10 protein-coding genes are annotated in these 16,623 nt (G+C 41.4%); 9 read left to right on the top strand and 1 reads right to left on the bottom strand.

Going from position 1 to position 16,623, the window contains the following annotated elements; all coding sequences use genetic code 11:
* Positions 1 to 18: 18 nt before the first annotated feature.
* Both B9T30_RS05090 and B9T30_RS05085 read left to right on the top strand, forming a co-directional pair.
* The gene (locus B9T30_RS05090; RefSeq protein ID WP_227518941.1) at positions 19 to 6,051 is read left to right on the top strand and encodes an SdrD B-like domain-containing protein; all 6,033 of its coding nucleotides are present in this window, start codon (positions 19 to 21) and stop codon (positions 6,049 to 6,051) included.
* A 235-nt stretch (positions 6,052 to 6,286) separates the two neighbouring features.
* Complete coding sequence (locus tag B9T30_RS05085; protein ID WP_086184056.1) at positions 6,287 to 7,897, top strand: DUF4435 domain-containing protein; 1,611 nt, start codon at positions 6,287 to 6,289, stop codon at positions 7,895 to 7,897.
* Positions 7,898 to 7,908: 11 nt separating this feature from the next.
* On the opposite strand, the gene B9T30_RS05080 is transcribed toward B9T30_RS05085, so the two are convergent.
* Positions 7,909 to 8,115, bottom strand: a complete 207-nt coding sequence (locus tag B9T30_RS05080; RefSeq protein WP_086184055.1) for a DUF3565 domain-containing protein — start codon at positions 8,113 to 8,115, stop codon at positions 7,909 to 7,911.
* A gap of 116 nt (positions 8,116 to 8,231) precedes the next feature.
* Here B9T30_RS05080 and gshB point away from each other — a divergent pair, with 116 nt between their 5' ends.
* The 7 genes from gshB to ftsZ all read left to right on the top strand — a co-directional run bounded on the left by gshB (position 8,232) and on the right by ftsZ (position 16,574).
* Entirely contained in the window at positions 8,232 to 9,176 is a 945-nt protein-coding gene (gene gshB / locus B9T30_RS05075; RefSeq protein WP_086184054.1) for a glutathione synthase, read from the top strand.
* Positions 9,177 to 9,498: 322 nt separating this feature from the next.
* Entirely contained in the window at positions 9,499 to 10,584 is a 1,086-nt protein-coding gene (gene murG, locus B9T30_RS05070) for an undecaprenyldiphospho-muramoylpentapeptide beta-N-acetylglucosaminyltransferase (protein WP_413772553.1), read from the top strand.
* A gap of 13 nt (positions 10,585 to 10,597) precedes the next feature.
* Positions 10,598 to 12,046 (top strand): UDP-N-acetylmuramate--L-alanine ligase, encoded by a 1,449-nt coding sequence (murC, locus tag B9T30_RS05065; RefSeq protein ID WP_086184052.1) that lies wholly within the window; start codon positions 10,598 to 10,600, stop codon positions 12,044 to 12,046.
* Between the two features lie 56 nt (positions 12,047 to 12,102).
* Positions 12,103 to 13,032, top strand: a complete 930-nt coding sequence (locus B9T30_RS05060) for a D-alanine--D-alanine ligase (RefSeq protein WP_086184051.1) — start codon at positions 12,103 to 12,105, stop codon at positions 13,030 to 13,032.
* A 3-nt stretch (positions 13,033 to 13,035) separates the two neighbouring features.
* The gene (locus B9T30_RS05055) at positions 13,036 to 13,890 is read left to right on the top strand and encodes a cell division protein FtsQ/DivIB (RefSeq protein WP_086184050.1); all 855 of its coding nucleotides are present in this window, start codon (positions 13,036 to 13,038) and stop codon (positions 13,888 to 13,890) included.
* Positions 13,891 to 13,961: 71 nt separating this feature from the next.
* Positions 13,962 to 15,224 carry a cell division protein FtsA gene (gene ftsA, locus B9T30_RS05050; RefSeq protein WP_086165333.1) on the top strand — a complete coding sequence of 421 codons (1,263 nt, stop codon included), beginning with the start codon at positions 13,962 to 13,964 and terminating at the stop codon, positions 15,222 to 15,224.
* Positions 15,225 to 15,383: 159 nt separating this feature from the next.
* Positions 15,384 to 16,574, top strand: a complete 1,191-nt coding sequence (ftsZ, locus tag B9T30_RS05045; protein WP_086184049.1) for a cell division protein FtsZ — start codon at positions 15,384 to 15,386, stop codon at positions 16,572 to 16,574.
* The last annotated feature ends 49 nt before the right edge of the window (positions 16,575 to 16,623 follow it).

Genomic DNA, 16,623 nt, shown 5'->3' with positions numbered 1-16,623 from the left:
TGTCAGAACATGAGTTTCATGTTATCCACGTTGGCAATATCGATATTGTCAGCGCAGTACGGTCATGCAGCGAATATGCCTGAAGTCGGAAGCACTATTCAGAATATTGCTTATGCAACCTATATCGCACCAAATGGTATACAACAACAGTCAGTTTCCAATGCTGTGGAAGTCAGTGTCTCAGCATTATATGCAATTGCGTTAACGTCACCACCTGTACAGGATATTGAACCGAGTGTTCGTGTGGTTTGGGCGAATACACTGTCAAACAATAGTAATGCTTCAGTAAATGTTCAGCTAGAAGCACTAACAATAAATCAACTCAGTAATATTAAAATTTATATAGATAGCAATAAAAATGGTCAATTCGATGCCAATGACCAGCAATTAATAACGACTGTACCATTACAAGTGGGGCAGAGCGTTAATTTGTGGGTTGTTGCCACAGCCAGTGCAAATTTAATCGAAGCGCAGCAATTTAACTTGCCGATCAAGGCCGTAGTGGGTGAAGATCAGAATGCGACAGCTGCAGCGACCAATAGTGCTGTGAGTTATGGCGCAAAATTAGTGGCCACAAAAGAAGTATTACAAAAGACGTTTGAACCCTCTGCTGTAGCAAATTATGACTTGAACTATACTTTAAACATTAGCAACCAAGGTCAAAAAGCAGCGAAGCCTACGGATGTTATGGTGGATGGTCAACTACAGAAAATGGTGCTGTTGGTCGATGAACTGCCTGTAAATACCACGTTTAAATCGGCACAGGCTAAAAATGCTCAAGCTAAAATTTTGTATAAGCTTGCAAATGATCGTTACAGTACCGTTAGTCCGAATGATATAAATCAAATCAATCAGTTGGTGGTTGGATTTCCGCAAATTGATGCCAATACCACAGAGCAGATTGATCTTGTGGTCAGCATGAACCGTAATATTGCAAAAACAACGGTGAATAATACCTATCAAGTGTCTTATGCGGTGACGGATAGCCAAAAAACGGTTTTGTCCAATACCGCTTCTACTGTCGTGGGTGGTTCAGCAAATATTAGCAATAACTCTGGTGACTTTAAAAATATTTTAGCCACTGGTAGTGTAAATAAGCCGCTTTATATTGAAGCGAAGAATGCCAGCTGCAATGCAGACCGCTATAGTTCAGATCGGGTCAAAATTCGGATTAAGTCAACCAAAACTGGCGATATTGAAGAAGTGATTGGCGTGGAAACAGGGGTCAATACCGGTGTATTCCAGTATACCTTGCCGACTACATTTTCAGACAAAGGCATTTCATATGACGCTGTGCTGCAAACGCTTAAGCGCGACCAAGTTGATATTCGTCTAACCGATTGTTTGGATGCTCAAGGGAAATCCACAGGCACAATTACCGATATTAGTACCAACGTATTGATAGATCCGTATGGTACGGTATTTGATGCCAAAACAGGCAAGCCTGTTGCTGGGGCAACAGTGACGCTTTTAGATCAAAGTGGTCAGCCAATTGGGAATAATATTGCCTTTGCAATTGACCCTCAAACTGGGAATAAGGTTTCTATTCCAGCGACACAAGTTACAAATGATGCAGGTGAATTTGTTTATCCATTTGTTGAAGCGGGTACTTATAGTTTCGTGGTGGATACCAGCACGATTCCGGGAAATTCTCGCTATACCTTTAAAAGTGATACATCTGTATATCCAAGCTTTTCAGCAGATAAAGCGGTTGATCTTAAATGGTCATATGCAGGACAGTTCACCTTAAATAATGGTGACCCCGCACTGAATATTGATATTCCGATTGATCCTAAAGTAGCAAATATCAGTTCATCGTTATTTGTTCAAAAAACTGCTTCAAACAAAACCGCAGAAATTGGCGAATTCGAAGAATATACTGTCAAGGTTGTAAATCGCGGAACTGTAGATTCAACCGATGTTGCCATTACCGATACTTTACCAAGAGGTTTTATTTACGTGCAAGGTTCTATGCGCGTAGACGAAACCAAAGTGGATGATCCTGTTGGCGGTAAAGGACCTTATTTAAAACTTGGATTAGGCACACTCACACCCAATAAAGAAGTTAAAGTTGAATACCGCGTTTATATTGGGCCAAATGCGCTCAATGGCGATGGTATTAACCGTGTGCGTGCTAAAGATGCTCAAGGTATTGAGTCCAATGAAGCCTTGGCAAAAGTTGAAGTCATACCAGGCGCCATGATTTCGGATGGCTTCATTGTCGGCAAGGTGTTCACTGACTGTAACCGCAATGGGATACAGGATCCGGGTGAGATTGGCGTGCCAGGGGTGCGGATTTATCTTGAAGACGGTAGTTATGTGATTACCGACAGTGAAGGTAAATATGATTTTTATGGCATCAGTGCCAAAACCCACGTTTTAAAAGTTGACCGTACCAGTTTGCCGCTTGCTTCTGAATTGGTCTTGATCAGCAACCGTCAAGCGGGTGATCCCAATAGCCGTTTTGTTGATTTAAAACGTGGTGAGCTGCATCGGGCGGATTTTGCCATTACCGATGATACTTCGCAATGCTCACAACCTTTGATGCAGCGGATACTTGATCGGAAAAAACAGATTGAACAAGATAATACCAATTTGGAGCAAGTGCTGCGTTCAGATTTAACCCTCGATCCGATTTTCTCTAAAGTGACGGATGTACGCGGCCAGCCAGCCAGTGGTTGTATTTCTGCACAAGGTGTTCAAGCAAACTGTAATCTTGATTTTTCTAAAGAGCAGATTAAAGAATTAAAACAAGTTCAGTTTGAACCGGATAAATCAGGGATAAGACCTTCAGTTGCCTTACCTCTCTCTGAAGCTTTAGTTATCCCGAATGGTTCACCCGCAGAATTGATGAGCGCGCTGAAAATGATTAATTTGGAAACTGCTTTAGAAAGCGCTGCCAATAATCAATTAGAAATTTTAAATTTAAAAGATGGGCAGGTTTTGGCTTATCCTCAGACTTCTATTCAGGTAAAAGGCGCTGCTGGTACGCAGCTACAGCTGTGGGTCAATGGCGAGCAAGTGCCAGAAAAACGTATCGGTAAACGTGCCGTTTTACCGAGTTTGCAGGTTTCAGGTCTCGATTTTATTGGGGTCGATCTTCAGGCAGGTCGCAATGCGATTGAAGTCCGTCAAGTGGACATGATGGGCAATACCCGCGACACAAAACGCATTGAAGTGGTTGCGCCTGACCAATTAGATAAGTTACAGCTTGAACCAAGCAAGGCCGCAGCACAAGCCAATGGTTATGACCGTTTTAATGTGGCTTTGAAAATTGTGGATCGTCATGGCACTTTGGTTTCAAGCCGCACCCCAATGACCTTAGATAGTTCAATCGGTAAAATTGACTTATTAGACTTAGATCCGAAACAGCCCGGTATTCAGGTCTTTGTTGAAGGCGGTACATTGGTTGTGCCGATTCAAGCGCCGATTGAAGCTGGCGAGGGAACTTTATCGGTTGAGAGCGGCATTTTCCATGCCAGCACTCCTGTACGTTTCTTGCCTGATTTACGACCAATCATTGCTGTCGGTATGCTTGAAGGCTCAATTAATTTTAAAAAGTTTGATCCGAAACAATTGAGCAGCATCAATTCAAATGACGGTTTTGAAGAAGAACTCAGTGAAATTTCTTCTTCTCGTAATGGTCAACGCAGTACCACTGGACGGGCAGCATTATTCTTAAAAGGGCGGGTCAAAGGAGAGTATTTACTCACGCTGGCTTATGATTCTGACAAGGATAAAAATCAGCGACTGTTCCGTGATATTCGTCCAGATGAATATTATCCAGTTTATGGCGATTCAGCGGCCAAAGGTTTTGATGCGCAATCGACCAGCAAATTGTATGTGCGTGTGGATAAAGGTCGTTCATATGTGATGTATGGCGATTATGTGACCCGTACTGAAAATGATGAAGGGTTATCTTTAGGGCAATATAACCGTTCTTTAACCGGTGTCCGTGGTGCCATAGAAACAGATAAATACAAAGTGACTGCATTTGCAGCCAATACCAATACCCAGCAGGTTGTGAATGAACAACGCGCGATGGGTATTTCTGGCCCTTATGGTTTGGGCAGCGTAAATGCGCAAGACATTCGTGACAATAGTGAAAAAGTCGAAGTGGTTACCCGTGACCGCAACAATCCTGGGCTCATCATTACGCGCACGACATTAACCCGTTTTACCGATTATGAAGTGGATTCTTTTAGTAACAGTATTTATTTAAAAGATCCTGTACCAAGTGTTGATGCAGATCTGAATCCAGTTTACTTACGCATTACCGTGGAGTCTGACCAAGGCGGTGAAGAATACACGGTTGGCGGTGTATCGGGTTCAATGAAAATAACTGAGCAGGTTAAAGTAGGAGCCGCTTATGTCAATAGCGATAACCCACTTGCTCAAGATCAACTTGCCAGTGTGAATACGGTGGTTAAATTTGCCAATGATAAAGCTAAATTCATTGCTGAATTTGCCCGTTCAGAAAGTGTGAATGATGGCCTTGATCGCTTAACGCAGATTAATGCTAAACCCGATGCGCCTGGAAAATTATCAGGCAATGCGGGGCGGATTGAATTAAATTATGCTTATAAAGACTTGGAGATGAAGCTTTATCATAACCAAGCGGATAGCGGATTCTACAACACAGCGGCATCTATTACTGCTGGCCGTAAAGAAAGTGGCATTAAAGGGCGTATTCAGTTAAATAAAATTGGTTTAGCCAAATTAGAAGCGATCCGTACCGAAGATCAGTTAAGCGGTGTGAATCAAGGGGTTTCGGCAAGCATTGAACGGGCGATTAACCGCATCGTGGCGGTAGAGCTTGGCTTAAAATATTATGATGAATCGGCTGATCCAGCGACGTTGAATACCACGCAAATAGCCCCTTATCATGGCACGTCGGTTCGGACAAAATTGACGGGTCAGCTGCCTTGGCAAGGTTCTAATGTCTTTGCTGAATACGAGCAGGATATATCGGAAGCAGATCGTCGTGTTTTCGCTTTGGGCGCAAATTATCAGATTAATACCAAATTAAGAGCATATGGCCGTCATGAGCTGGTCTCAAGTATTAATGGCTTGTATGATTTAAATAGCAGTCAGCGCCGTAATGTCACTGTTTTTGGTGTTGACAGTAAATATAATAACAATGGCACTGCATTTAGTGAATATCGTGTGCGTGATGGCATCAGTGCGCGCGAAGCTGAAGCTGCCATTGGTTTGCGCAATCGCTGGGAAATTGAAAAAGGCTTTTATGCCAACACCAGTTTTGAGCAAACCAAAGCATTGTCCAATGCCAACAACCGGAGTTCAGACAGCACCGCAGCATCCTTAGGGGTGGAATATTTGAAAAATCCGAACTGGAAAGCTGTTGCGCGTATTGAAGCGCGCTGGGCAGACCAAGCGGATACGCTGTTGAATAATTTAGGGCTTGCTTATAAATACTCGGATGATGTGACCTTATTGGCAAAAAATGTTGTTAGCCAAACGGACAGTAAGAGCCAAAATAGCGGAGACCGTTTGGTTGATCGCTTCCAGCTTGGTTTGGCATACCGCGATACTGAACGCAACCGTTTTGATTCGTTGGCGAAAGTTGAATACCGTTATGACAATAATCAAACAGATTTAAGCAAGTCTTACTTAAAGCATGTTTATATTTTCTCCAACCATTTGAATTACCATCCAACGCAGGATTTCACTGTTTCGGGGCAATATGCGGTAAAAAATGTCAACACCACATTCTCTGGATTAGAGTCTAGCGGCATGACCCATATGTTGAGTGCGCGTGCCATGTATGACATTAATGAACGATGGGATGCTGGTGTGCATACTGGCGCATTGTGGTCTAATATGAGTTCGGGGCAACGCATTTTGTTGGGTGCTGAAGTGGGTTATTTGGTGGCTGCAAATTTATGGGTTTCTGGTGGCTATAATTTCTCTGGCTACAAAGATGATGATTTGGTAGAGAGTGACACCACGCTTCAAGGCGCCTATGTGCGTTTTAGATTCAAGTTTGATGAAAACTTATTTGCCAGCAAAAATACTTTAAGAGAACCATAAAGATGAAGTGGCTTAAATTTAATATATCAAATATATTTTTCTTTTTATCGTGGGATATTTATTTTTATATAAGGGGGCTTTTTAGATGCGAAAAGCGCTAAATAAGCTTTAGCGAAAATGGAAGCTTACTGTGTGAAATATGGTATCTTATTATTTACAAAGATTTTTTAAATTGGGGAGCTGATAGCTCCCTTTTTTATTTATAATAAAAATATAATTTTAGAAAAATTTATATATGCAAATTAATTTACCAAAAAAATATACTCAAACAGGGTTAAGTTATATTCAAACAGAATTTAATAGTCTCATTGTTTTAGGGGCAAATGGTTCTGGAAAAACTAGATTAGGTTCTCATATCGAGAACTATTCAGAGTATAAGAATTCAACTCATCGGATTTCAGCACATAAGTCATTAACTTTTCCAGAATTTGCAGATTTAAAACCTATAGAGATAGCTGAGTTGGGCTTTAAAGTCGGATATGGAGATGGCGGACGGATAGATGTAAAGAGTATTTTAGGAAATTTTGATTATTATAAAAAAATTTATAAGTATCGTCATAATACGAATAGTGGGATGGTAAATGATTTCCAATCCTTGGTTGATTATTTATTTTCCATAGAAATAGACGTTAGTGTTAAATATAGAAAGGATTCTATTCAACAATTACAACAACCGCCTAAGACAAAATTGGATCGTCTCAAAGAGATTTGGGAACTTTTGTTACCTTTAAAAGAGTTGCTCATAGAGGGGCAAACAATTAAAGCTAAAATAAGGGAAAGTGATGAAAAATATAATTCTCAAGAAATGAGTGATGGTGAGCGAGTAATTTTTTATTTAATTGGTCAAAGTCTTTGTGTACCTGAAAATAGTTTTATCGTAATTGATGAACCTGAACTACACATTCATAAATCTTTGCAAAATCGTTTATGGAAAATTTTGGAGCAAGAAAGAGCTGATTGTAATTTTATCTATTTAACTCATGATATTGATTTTGCATCAAATCATAATTCAGATGTGATTTGGATGAAGTCTTTTGATGGAATGCAATGGGATTGGGAAATTCTCGAGAATCTTGAAGATTTACCTAAAGATTTAATTTATGAAATAGTTGGCTCGCGTCAGCCTATTTTATTTACAGAAGGGACAAAAGGAAGCTTTGACTATCAACTATTTACACTATTGTTTCCTGATCATTTAATTAAGCCTCTAGGTTCTTGTACTCAAGTAATTCAAACCGTTAAATCGATTAAAAATATTCCACAATTAAATGGATTAGATATTTATGGGATTGTGGATAGAGATAGAAGGTTAGAGCATGAAATTCAAGCATATGAAGAAGATCGGATTTATACGTTAAAAGTTGCTGAAATTGAAAACATGTTTATTGTCCCTGAAGCGATTACGAAGGTATGTGAACTATTGGGGTTGGATCAATCAGTAGAGCAAATTCAAGCCAAATTATTTAATAGACTGAAAGGTGAGTTATCGACACAGGTTATGGATAGAGTTAGATCAGAAATATCTTTCTCATTGCAGACACTAAACTTAAAAATGGCTAAAAATATTGATCAGTTGGATGAAATTTTAAATAGTATTAGTACATTGGATGTTCAAGAAAAATATTCAGATATTGAGAGTATTTTTAATCAGATCATTCAAGAAAATAATTATAGAAGGCTGTTAGCTTTTTATAATAGAAAATCTTTACTTCAAACAGTCGCTAAAGAATTGGGATTACAAGAAGACGTATATATTCGTCAGGTATTACGAGGGCTAAAAGAAGAAGCATTTAGGAGAATTTATTTAAGCTCATACATTCCTAATTTCACTAGAAATAAATCTTAACTTAACAGAATTTATAAATGAGCAGAAATTTTCTGCTCCTCACACTTTTTACATTGCAACATCATCCCTAATTTTTCTTGCCGTCCTGCTGCTGTCATTACCCAAGGGCGGTTTTGCCACGGTGGATTATGTCGTACATGTTGTGCATGACCACAAGCAAGCTTCGCCACCCAATCTTGCTGATCATCCAAATGAAAACCAATAATGGCTTGCTGCATAGATTTCTCCTCAATCCTCTTCACAATTATAGATAAGGCTTTAGCAAGAATGTGAAAACACATTGCAGTAATCTCCGCTATACTTTTCCCAATCTAAAAATATCAGAGTAAAAGATATGCGCGTACTTGTGGTGATGGATCCGATCGAAAACGTCAACTTGAAAAAAGATTCATCTATGGCCATGCTTTGGGCGGCCAGCCGTCGTGGACATACCTTGGGATATGCATTACAGCAAGATTTATATATCGAACAAGGCAAAGCATTCGGTTTAATTTCACCGCTGAAAGTGTTTGAAGATTACGATCATTATTATGAATTAGGTGAAAAACAAAAAGAATCGATTGCCGATTATGATGTGGTGTTGATGCGTAAAGACCCACCATTCGACATGAACTTTGTCTATACCACTTATATTTTGGAACAGGCAGAGCGCGAAGGGGCGTGGATTATCAACAAACCACAAAGCCTGCGTGACTGTAACGAAAAACTCTTTGCGACTCAATTTCCAGAACTACAAGTCCCGACTTTAGTGACATCACAAGACCGTTTGATCCGTGAATTTTTGAAAGAACAGGTGGATGTGATTGTAAAACCACTTGATGGTATGGGCGGAACAGGCATTTTCCGCTTATATCAAGATGGCATCAATATTGGGTCTACGATTGAAATGCTGACCAATAACGGGACTCAACCGATTATGGCACAGCGTTATATTCCTGAAATTGTCGAAGGGGATAAACGTATTTTGATGATTAATGGCGAAGCTGTACCTTACTGCCTTGCGCGTATTCCACAAAATGGTGAAGTCCGTGGCAACTTGGCCGCAGGTGGTTTAGGACAAGCCCGTCCATTAAGTGAAAATGACAAAGCCATTGCTGCAAAAGTTGGACCTTATCTTCGAGAGAAAGGGTTGATTTTTGTCGGGCTAGATGTAATTGGGAATTATGTGACAGAAATTAATGTCACCAGTCCAACCTGTATCCGTGAAATTGATGACCAGTTTGGAACCTCTATTGCAGACGACTTATTTGCTGTTTTAGAAGCGGGTTTGAAGGCTTAAAGCGCCTGTTGTTAAAAGAAGAGTCCAATGCGGGCTCTTTTTTTTAACCAGAGCTATTTGCCAGAAGAAGATTGAATTTATCGACCAGTTCAAATTAAGCGTACAAAACTGGATAAAACAGGCATAAAATTATATATTAATGCATCGAGTAATAATAAAACTAGTTTAAACTTTTAAATCCGTAGAAAAAAACAATCAAGCACTTCGTGAAAAAAAGTAAATACGCTTCCCCGACTTAGTGTTTGTGATTACAATTGAACGCTTAAAATGAATTTTCCATTGCCTTTATTTTGAATTGAAGAATTAGACTGTGACCAAAGCAATGAAAACAAAGCCCCAACATGTCATGATGATGGCTGCAGGTACAGGTGGACATGTTTTTCCTGCATTAGCTGTTGCTAAACAATTACAGCAACACGGGGTACAAGTGTCTTGGCTTGCAACGCCAACGGGCATGGAAAACCGATTATTAAAAAATCAAGACATTCCAATTTATCAAATTGATATTCAGGGTGTACGTGGTAATGGTGTGGTGCGTAAATTATTAGCGCCGTTTAAAATTTTAAAAGCAACGCTCAGTGCGATGCGTTATATGAAACAGCTCAATATTGACGCTGTGGTTGGTTTTGGTGGTTATGTTGCTGGCCCTGGTGGTTTAGCAGCACGTGCTTTAGGGATTCCTGTCATCATTCACGAACAAAATGCGATTGCAGGTTTTACCAACACGCAATTATCGCGTATTGCAAAAACAGTGTGTCAGGCCTTTCCAAATACCTTCCCTGAAAGTGCAAAAATTGTTACCACAGGCAATCCTGTACGCAAAGAAATTACTGAAATTTTAAATCCGTCTTGGCGTTATCAAGAGCGTGCTCGAGCAGAGATGCCTATACAGATTTTAATTGTCGGTGGCTCTTTAGGTGCTCAAGCATTAAATCAAATTGTTCCAGAAGCATTGAAACAATTGGATGTGCCGATGCAGGTATTTCATCAATGTGGTCAAGGCCACAAAGATGCGACGCAAGCACGTTATGGTGATGTACCGACCACGTTACAGGTCGAGGTGCAACCCTTTATTGAAGATATGGCAAAAGCGTATGCTAATGCAGATCTGATTATTTGCCGAGCGGGTGCTTTAACCGTGACTGAAATTGCAACGGCTGGGGTGGCTGCAATCTTTGTCCCACTACCGAGTGCGGTTGATGATCACCAAACTGCAAATGCCAAATTTTTAGCCAATATCAATGCTGCGAAAATTTGCCCACAAAGCAACATGACAGCAGAAAGTTTAAAAGAATTACTAACACCACTGATGAATCGCCAATTGCTGTCTGAAATGGCAGTCAAAGCACGTCAAAAAGCACAACCCGATGCAACCCAGCATGTGGTTCGTTTAATTCAAGAATTGTAAATTAGAGTTATATATGTCTCCATCTACTCCTGCTGATCAAGCGAAAAAGTTAATTAAAGTGCCTGAAATGCGCCGTATCAAACACATTCATTTTGTGGGAATCGGTGGTGCAGGGATGTGTGGCATCGCGGAAGTATTAAAAAACCAAGGCTATAAAGTGTCTGGTTCAGATATTAAAGCCTCTAAAACCACGGCACAGCTCGAAGAAAATGGCATTAAAGTTTTCATTGGGCATAGCGCTGAAAATATTAAAGATGCCAATGTGATTGTGGTGTCGACAGCCATTGATCAAGAAAACCCAGAAATTAAAGCAGCAATTGAAACCCGTACCCCAGTGGTTCGTCGTGCTGAAATGTTGGGTGAGCTGATGCGTTACCGTCATGGTATTGCAGTTGCAGGAACACATGGTAAAACCACCACCACCAGCCTTGTAACCTGTATGTTGGCAGAAGAGAATCTGGATCCAACCTATGTGATTGGTGGTTTGCTGAACCGTACGGGTGTGAACGCTGCGTTGGGTGCGAGCCGCTACATTGTGGCTGAAGCAGATGAGTCGGATGCATCATTCTTACACTTACAGCCGATGGCCACCATTGTGACCAATATTGATGCTGACCATATGGATACCTATGGCGGTAGCTTCGACGTATTAAAAGATACCTTTGTCGAGTTTCTACACAAACTGCCATTTTACGGTTTAGCTGTGGTGTGTGGTGATGATGCCAATATCCGTGAAATTATGCCGCGTATCGGTCGTCCGTTATTGACCTACGGTTTTAACGAAGATAACGATATTCGTGCTGTTGACGTTGATCAAGATGGTATGCGTACGCATGTTACTGTGCTGCGTAAAGACCGTGAACCTTTGCGTGTTACCATCAACCAACCGGGCTTACATAATGTATTGAATGCCTTGGCTGCGATTGGGATTGCAACCGATGAAGGCGTTTCTGATGGTGCAATCTGCCGTGCATTAGAAGGCTTTAGTGGTGTGGGTCGTCGTTTCCAAGTGCACGGTGAGTTTGAACTGGACGGTGGTAATGTGAAATTGGTGGATGACTATGGTCACCATCCTAAAGAAGTGGAAGCCACCATTAAAGCAGCACGTCAAAGTCATCCTGATCGTCGTTTAGTTATGTTGTTCCAGCCGCACCGATTTAGCCGTACCCGTGACTGTTTTGATGATTTTGTCGATGTATTGTCACACGTTGATCAATTATTGTTACTTGAAGTGTATCCTGCGGGTGAAAAGCCAATTGTTGGTGCAGATAGCCGCAGCTTGGCACGCAGTATTCGTTTACGCGGTGAAGTCGAACCGATTTTGATTGACCCTGTAGAAGGCAATTTAGAAAATGTGATGCATAAAGTGTTACAAGCGAATGACTTGTTATTAACCCAAGGCGCAGGTAATGTGGGTGCTATCTCGAGTGAGCTTGCACAAAATAAATTGTATTTAAAATAATCACCTTGTGTGATTTTGAATTTGATTGTTCAGTTATAAAGTTTAAGGATATAAACGTGGCAAATGCTTCAGAATTCGGCAAAGTTGCCGTGTTGCTTGGTGGGAAATCAGCTGAGCGCGAGGTTTCTCTAAATAGTGGTAAAGCTGTACTTGAAGCATTGGTACGTTCAGGGGTAAATGCCGAAGCGTTTGACCCGCAAGAGCGCAGTGTGACTGAACTTGTGAACTATGATCGTGCTTTTATTGTGTTGCACGGTCGTGGCGGTGAAGACGGTCAAATTCAAGGTGCATTAGAGTGGTTGAACCTTCCTTATACCGGTACTGGTGTACAGGGTTCAGCGATTGGTATGGATAAAGTCAAAACCAAGCAAGTTTGGCAAGGTTCAGAGCTTCCAACCGCACCATATCGTATTGTGACCAAAGATTCCGATCTCAACGCGGTGGTGGAGAGTATTGGTTTGCCGTTTATTATTAAGCCGGTACATGAAGGTTCAAGTATCGGGATGAGTAAAGTTGAACGTCTTGAAGACTTTGCGCTGGCAATTGCGAAAGCGACCGAACATGATGCTGTGGTGATGGCTGAAAAATGGATTACAGGGCGTGAATTTACCATTGTTATTCTGAATGGTCAGGCACTTCCGGTGATTCGTCTTGAACCGCCAAAAGATGTGGCATTTTATGATTATGACGCTAAATATAAGCGTAATGATGTGCAGTATGGTATTCCTTGCGGTCTGACCGAAGCTGAAGAAAAACAACTGCAAACGTTATGTTTGCGTGCATTCCAAGCAGTTGGTGCAAGTGGTTGGGGGCGTATTGATGCGATGCAAGATGAACAGGGTAACTTCTGGTTGTTAGAAGTGAATACTGTGCCGGGCATGACCAGTCATTCTTTGGTCCCCAAAGCTGCGCAAGCAGTTGGTTATAGCTTTGATGAACTGTGTGTTGCGATTTTAGAACAAACATTGACGGCTGTGGCTCACTAAACTATGGCTCAACTTCCTGCTTCAATGCGCCGTAAACGAGCAGCAATCACATCAATACACGATAAGCCACCGACGCGTAAGGAAAAGCTTGCGAATTTCGGTGGTTGGTTGTTATTGCTTGTTGCACTCGCAGTATTGGCGGTAGGGGTATATGGTTTATATACGGTCATGACCGATGCACAAGTGGCTGAGCTTAACGTGGTCGGAACACGATCAGATGCTGAAACGCGTCAGGTCATGACACATGTTGCACCGACAGTCACGGCCAATTATTTTACTGCTGATTTAGAAAAAGTTCGAGATCAAGCATTGGCGTTGTCTTGGGTTGATCGCGTGGTGGTATCACGTGCATGGCCAAACTCAATCCGAGTACGCGTCATGCCGCGTCATGCGATTGCTCGTTGGGGAACAGGCCGATTATTAAGTGATAGTGGTGATATTTTTGCAGAGGTCATACCGCAAAATAATCAGAAATTACCCTTGCTACACGGACCCACTACGCAGTCAAAAATGATGATGCGGCGTTACAATGAAATTAATCAATTATTTTTACCAGTCAATGTTCGTTTAAAAGAATTATATTTAACAGAACGTATGACTTGGTTTATGCAGTTTGATTCTGGTTTACGCATCATTGTGGATCAAGATCAAACCATGAGTAAACTTCAACGCTTGAGTCATCTGGCACAAAGTGATTTAAAACCAATTTGGTCTAAAATTTCATCGGTCGATTTACGTTATAGAAATGGATTGGCCATACAATGGAAGAATGCAGCAGCACCAAAGATTGTAAATGGTCACTTTGTTGTAACGATTGATGACACAAGCATTGCAGATGCAAGAACGGTAAAGCCATAATTGAGCGGCTTTATATAAAATAGAGGCTTTAAGCCAAAAATTAACTAAACACGTCATGGTAGTAGTAGATAATGAATGAAGCTGTTCCCTCGGTTGTTGCGATTGACATTGGGACACACAAAGTTTCAGTTTTGATTGGTAAGGTACATGCGCCAGACAATATCCAAGTAATTGGTATGGCGACCGCTCGTAACCGAGGCATGAATAAAGGAAAAATTGTAAGTCTCGACAAAGTCATTACTGCAATCAAAAATGCCGTACAAGAAGCAGAAGATATGGCTGAATGCCGAGTGCATTCCGCTTGGATTTCAATTCCAAGTGCAGAATTAAAAAGCTTTTATGCATCAGGTCGTACACCTATTGAAAATAGTGACCACACCATTACCACAAGTGAAGTGGTACGCGCACTAGAGCTGGCCAAAGCCAGTCATTTAACCTCTGATCATTATTTGGTCAGTGCAGTACCTTTGGGTTTTGAATTAGATGATTCAACAGAATGGGTACAGAATCCGATTCGGATGTCTGCACACAGTATGAAGGGGCATTATCAGTTGATGATGTTGCCGATTAGCACCATGCAGAATTTGGATCGTGCGCTTAAAGGTGCCAATATTGGCGTTGAAAAAATGGTGGTGTCTTGTTTAGCTACGGCTGAATCTAGCTTGCTCAAAGATGAAAAAGAGTATGGAGTATGTTTGCTAGATATTGGTGCAGGTACCACCAATATTGCCGTGTATTTAGATGGTCGTCTTGCTTTAACCCATACCTTACAGCGTGGTGGTGAGAATGTAACCCGAGATATTGCTGCGGTACTGCAAACCACAACAGAGGAAGCTGAACGAATTAAGCTTCTGTATGGTTGTGTTGAACTCAAAGTGGTCAAACCAGATCATATGATTCAATTCCAAGGCATTGATGGGCCGCAAACGATTAGTCGCATTGAATTAACTGAAATTATTATTGCGCGCTATGAAGAAATTTTGAATCAAGTGCATCAAGAATTACAACGTAATGGTGCAATTCATGGTTTATATCATGGTGTGGTGTTGACGGGCGATGCCAGTCAAATTGAGGGTATGGTGAATTTGGCACGTCATATGCTGGGTGTTTCTGCTCATTTAGGCAATCCACCCGTACAGGTCTATGCTGAAGAACAAAATCAGGCGGCTTTGCGCCGTTCGCAATATGCAACAGCGGCTGGATTGTTAATGTTTAGTCAAAGTGACACACAAGATACGATTGTGGAAGCTACTGATCCTGAAAAGCTGTCTGTTTTCAAACGAGTAGGGCGAGCATGGTCGGCATTGAATAATCAGTTAAAATCGATATTTTAAGTTGAATTTATTGGGAATATTGTTAGGAAGTTGTACGTCTAACGGCTTGCACTTGACAAGCGCGCAGTTGAACAGCATTCTAAAAAACAATTTTATTAAGATTAAGGCAGTATACGGGCTTAAGTGACTGCCAATTACGCATTAGGAAATCCAAAGGTCATGGCCTCATTTGAATTTTTAGAAGATGATCAAAACGATAGCAACGGTCAAGCCCGTTTCACTGTGTTTGGTGTAGGTGGTGCTGGTGGTAATGCTGTACAACATATGCTTGAGTCAGACATTCAAGGTGTAAAATTTGTTTGTGCCAATACGGATAAACAAGCTTTAGATCGGATGAATGCACAATTCAAAATTCAGTTAGGCGAACAAAGCACGCGTGGTTTGGGTGCGGGTGCAAATCCTCAAGTGGGTCAAACTGCTGCTGAAGAGAGCCGTGAAATCATTCGCCAACACCTTGAAGGCACGGACATGGTCTTTGTCACTGCTGGTATGGGTGGTGGTACAGGTACGGGCGCTGCGCCTGTTGTTGCTGAAATTGCCAAAGAAATGGGGATTTTGACTGTAGGTGTGGTGACGACTCCATTTAACTTTGAAGGCAAACGACGTCAACAATCTGCTGAAAAAGGCATTGAAGCTTTGGAAGCGCATGTGGATTCTTTAATTATTATTCCGAATCAACGTTTGCTTAAAGTCTTCCGTGATATTTCCATGAAAGACGCATACAAAAAAGCAGATGACGTATTACTCAATGCGGTACGCAGTATCTTTGATCTGGTGGTTCGCCCAGGACATATCAACCTTGACTTTGCCGATTTAAAAACTGCAATGAGCACGCGTGGTTATGCCATGATGGGTGTAGGTTCTGGTCGCGGTGAAACGCGTGCCCGCCAAGCTGCTGAACAAGCCATTCGTAGTCCGCTGCTGGATAATGTGACCATTATGAATGCCAAAGGTATTTTGATTAATGTCACTGGTGGTGATGACGTGACTTTCGGTGAAATTGAAGAAATTACCGATGTGGTCAATCAGATTGTCGATCTAGATGAAGGGCAAGTGTTCTACGGCACTGTATTTGATCCAGATGCGCGCGATGAAATTAGCGTTACCGTGATTGCTACCGGTTTAACACGCAATTCAGCCGATTCTGTGGATACGGTAAAACGTCCAACAACGCAGTCTGCAACTCGTCCAGTGAGTTCAGTTGCTCAAGCTGCTGTGGAAGATGACGATGTGCCAGCCATCCAACGTCAACAGAGTGAAGCGAGTGCGACCACTGCTCCAGCAGTCGGTACAGCGCGCCCAACACCGATGAGTATTCAAGATTACTTGAAAAATCAGCAACGTAAATAAAGATGAATTAATGTGGTCTGCATAAATTCAACAGAAAAGGTAGCCTAAA

Origin of the sequence: Acinetobacter sp. ANC 4973 (assembly GCF_002135275.1) — a bacterium.
Taxonomy (GTDB): domain Bacteria; phylum Pseudomonadota; class Gammaproteobacteria; order Pseudomonadales; family Moraxellaceae; genus Acinetobacter; species Acinetobacter kyonggiensis.
This window is presented reverse-complemented; position numbering and strand designations above follow the sequence as displayed.

Coding starts and splice junctions, on each gene's coding strand:
- B9T30_RS05090 (WP_227518941.1), top strand. CDS start 19: ATGTTATCCACGTTGGCAATATCGATATTGTCAGCGCAGTACGGTCAT.
- B9T30_RS05085 (WP_086184056.1), top strand. CDS start 6,287: ATGCAAATTAATTTACCAAAAAAATATACTCAAACAGGGTTAAGTTAT.
- B9T30_RS05080 (WP_086184055.1), bottom strand. CDS start 8,115: ATGCAGCAAGCCATTATTGGTTTTCATTTGGATGATCAGCAAGATTGG.
- gshB (WP_086184054.1), top strand. CDS start 8,232: ATGCGCGTACTTGTGGTGATGGATCCGATCGAAAACGTCAACTTGAAA.
- murG (WP_413772553.1), top strand. CDS start 9,499: ATGAAAACAAAGCCCCAACATGTCATGATGATGGCTGCAGGTACAGGT.
- murC (WP_086184052.1), top strand. CDS start 10,598: ATGTCTCCATCTACTCCTGCTGATCAAGCGAAAAAGTTAATTAAAGTG.
- B9T30_RS05055 (WP_086184050.1), top strand. CDS start 13,036: ATGGCTCAACTTCCTGCTTCAATGCGCCGTAAACGAGCAGCAATCACA.
- ftsA (WP_086165333.1), top strand. CDS start 13,962: ATGAATGAAGCTGTTCCCTCGGTTGTTGCGATTGACATTGGGACACAC.
- ftsZ (WP_086184049.1), top strand. CDS start 15,384: ATGGCCTCATTTGAATTTTTAGAAGATGATCAAAACGATAGCAACGGT.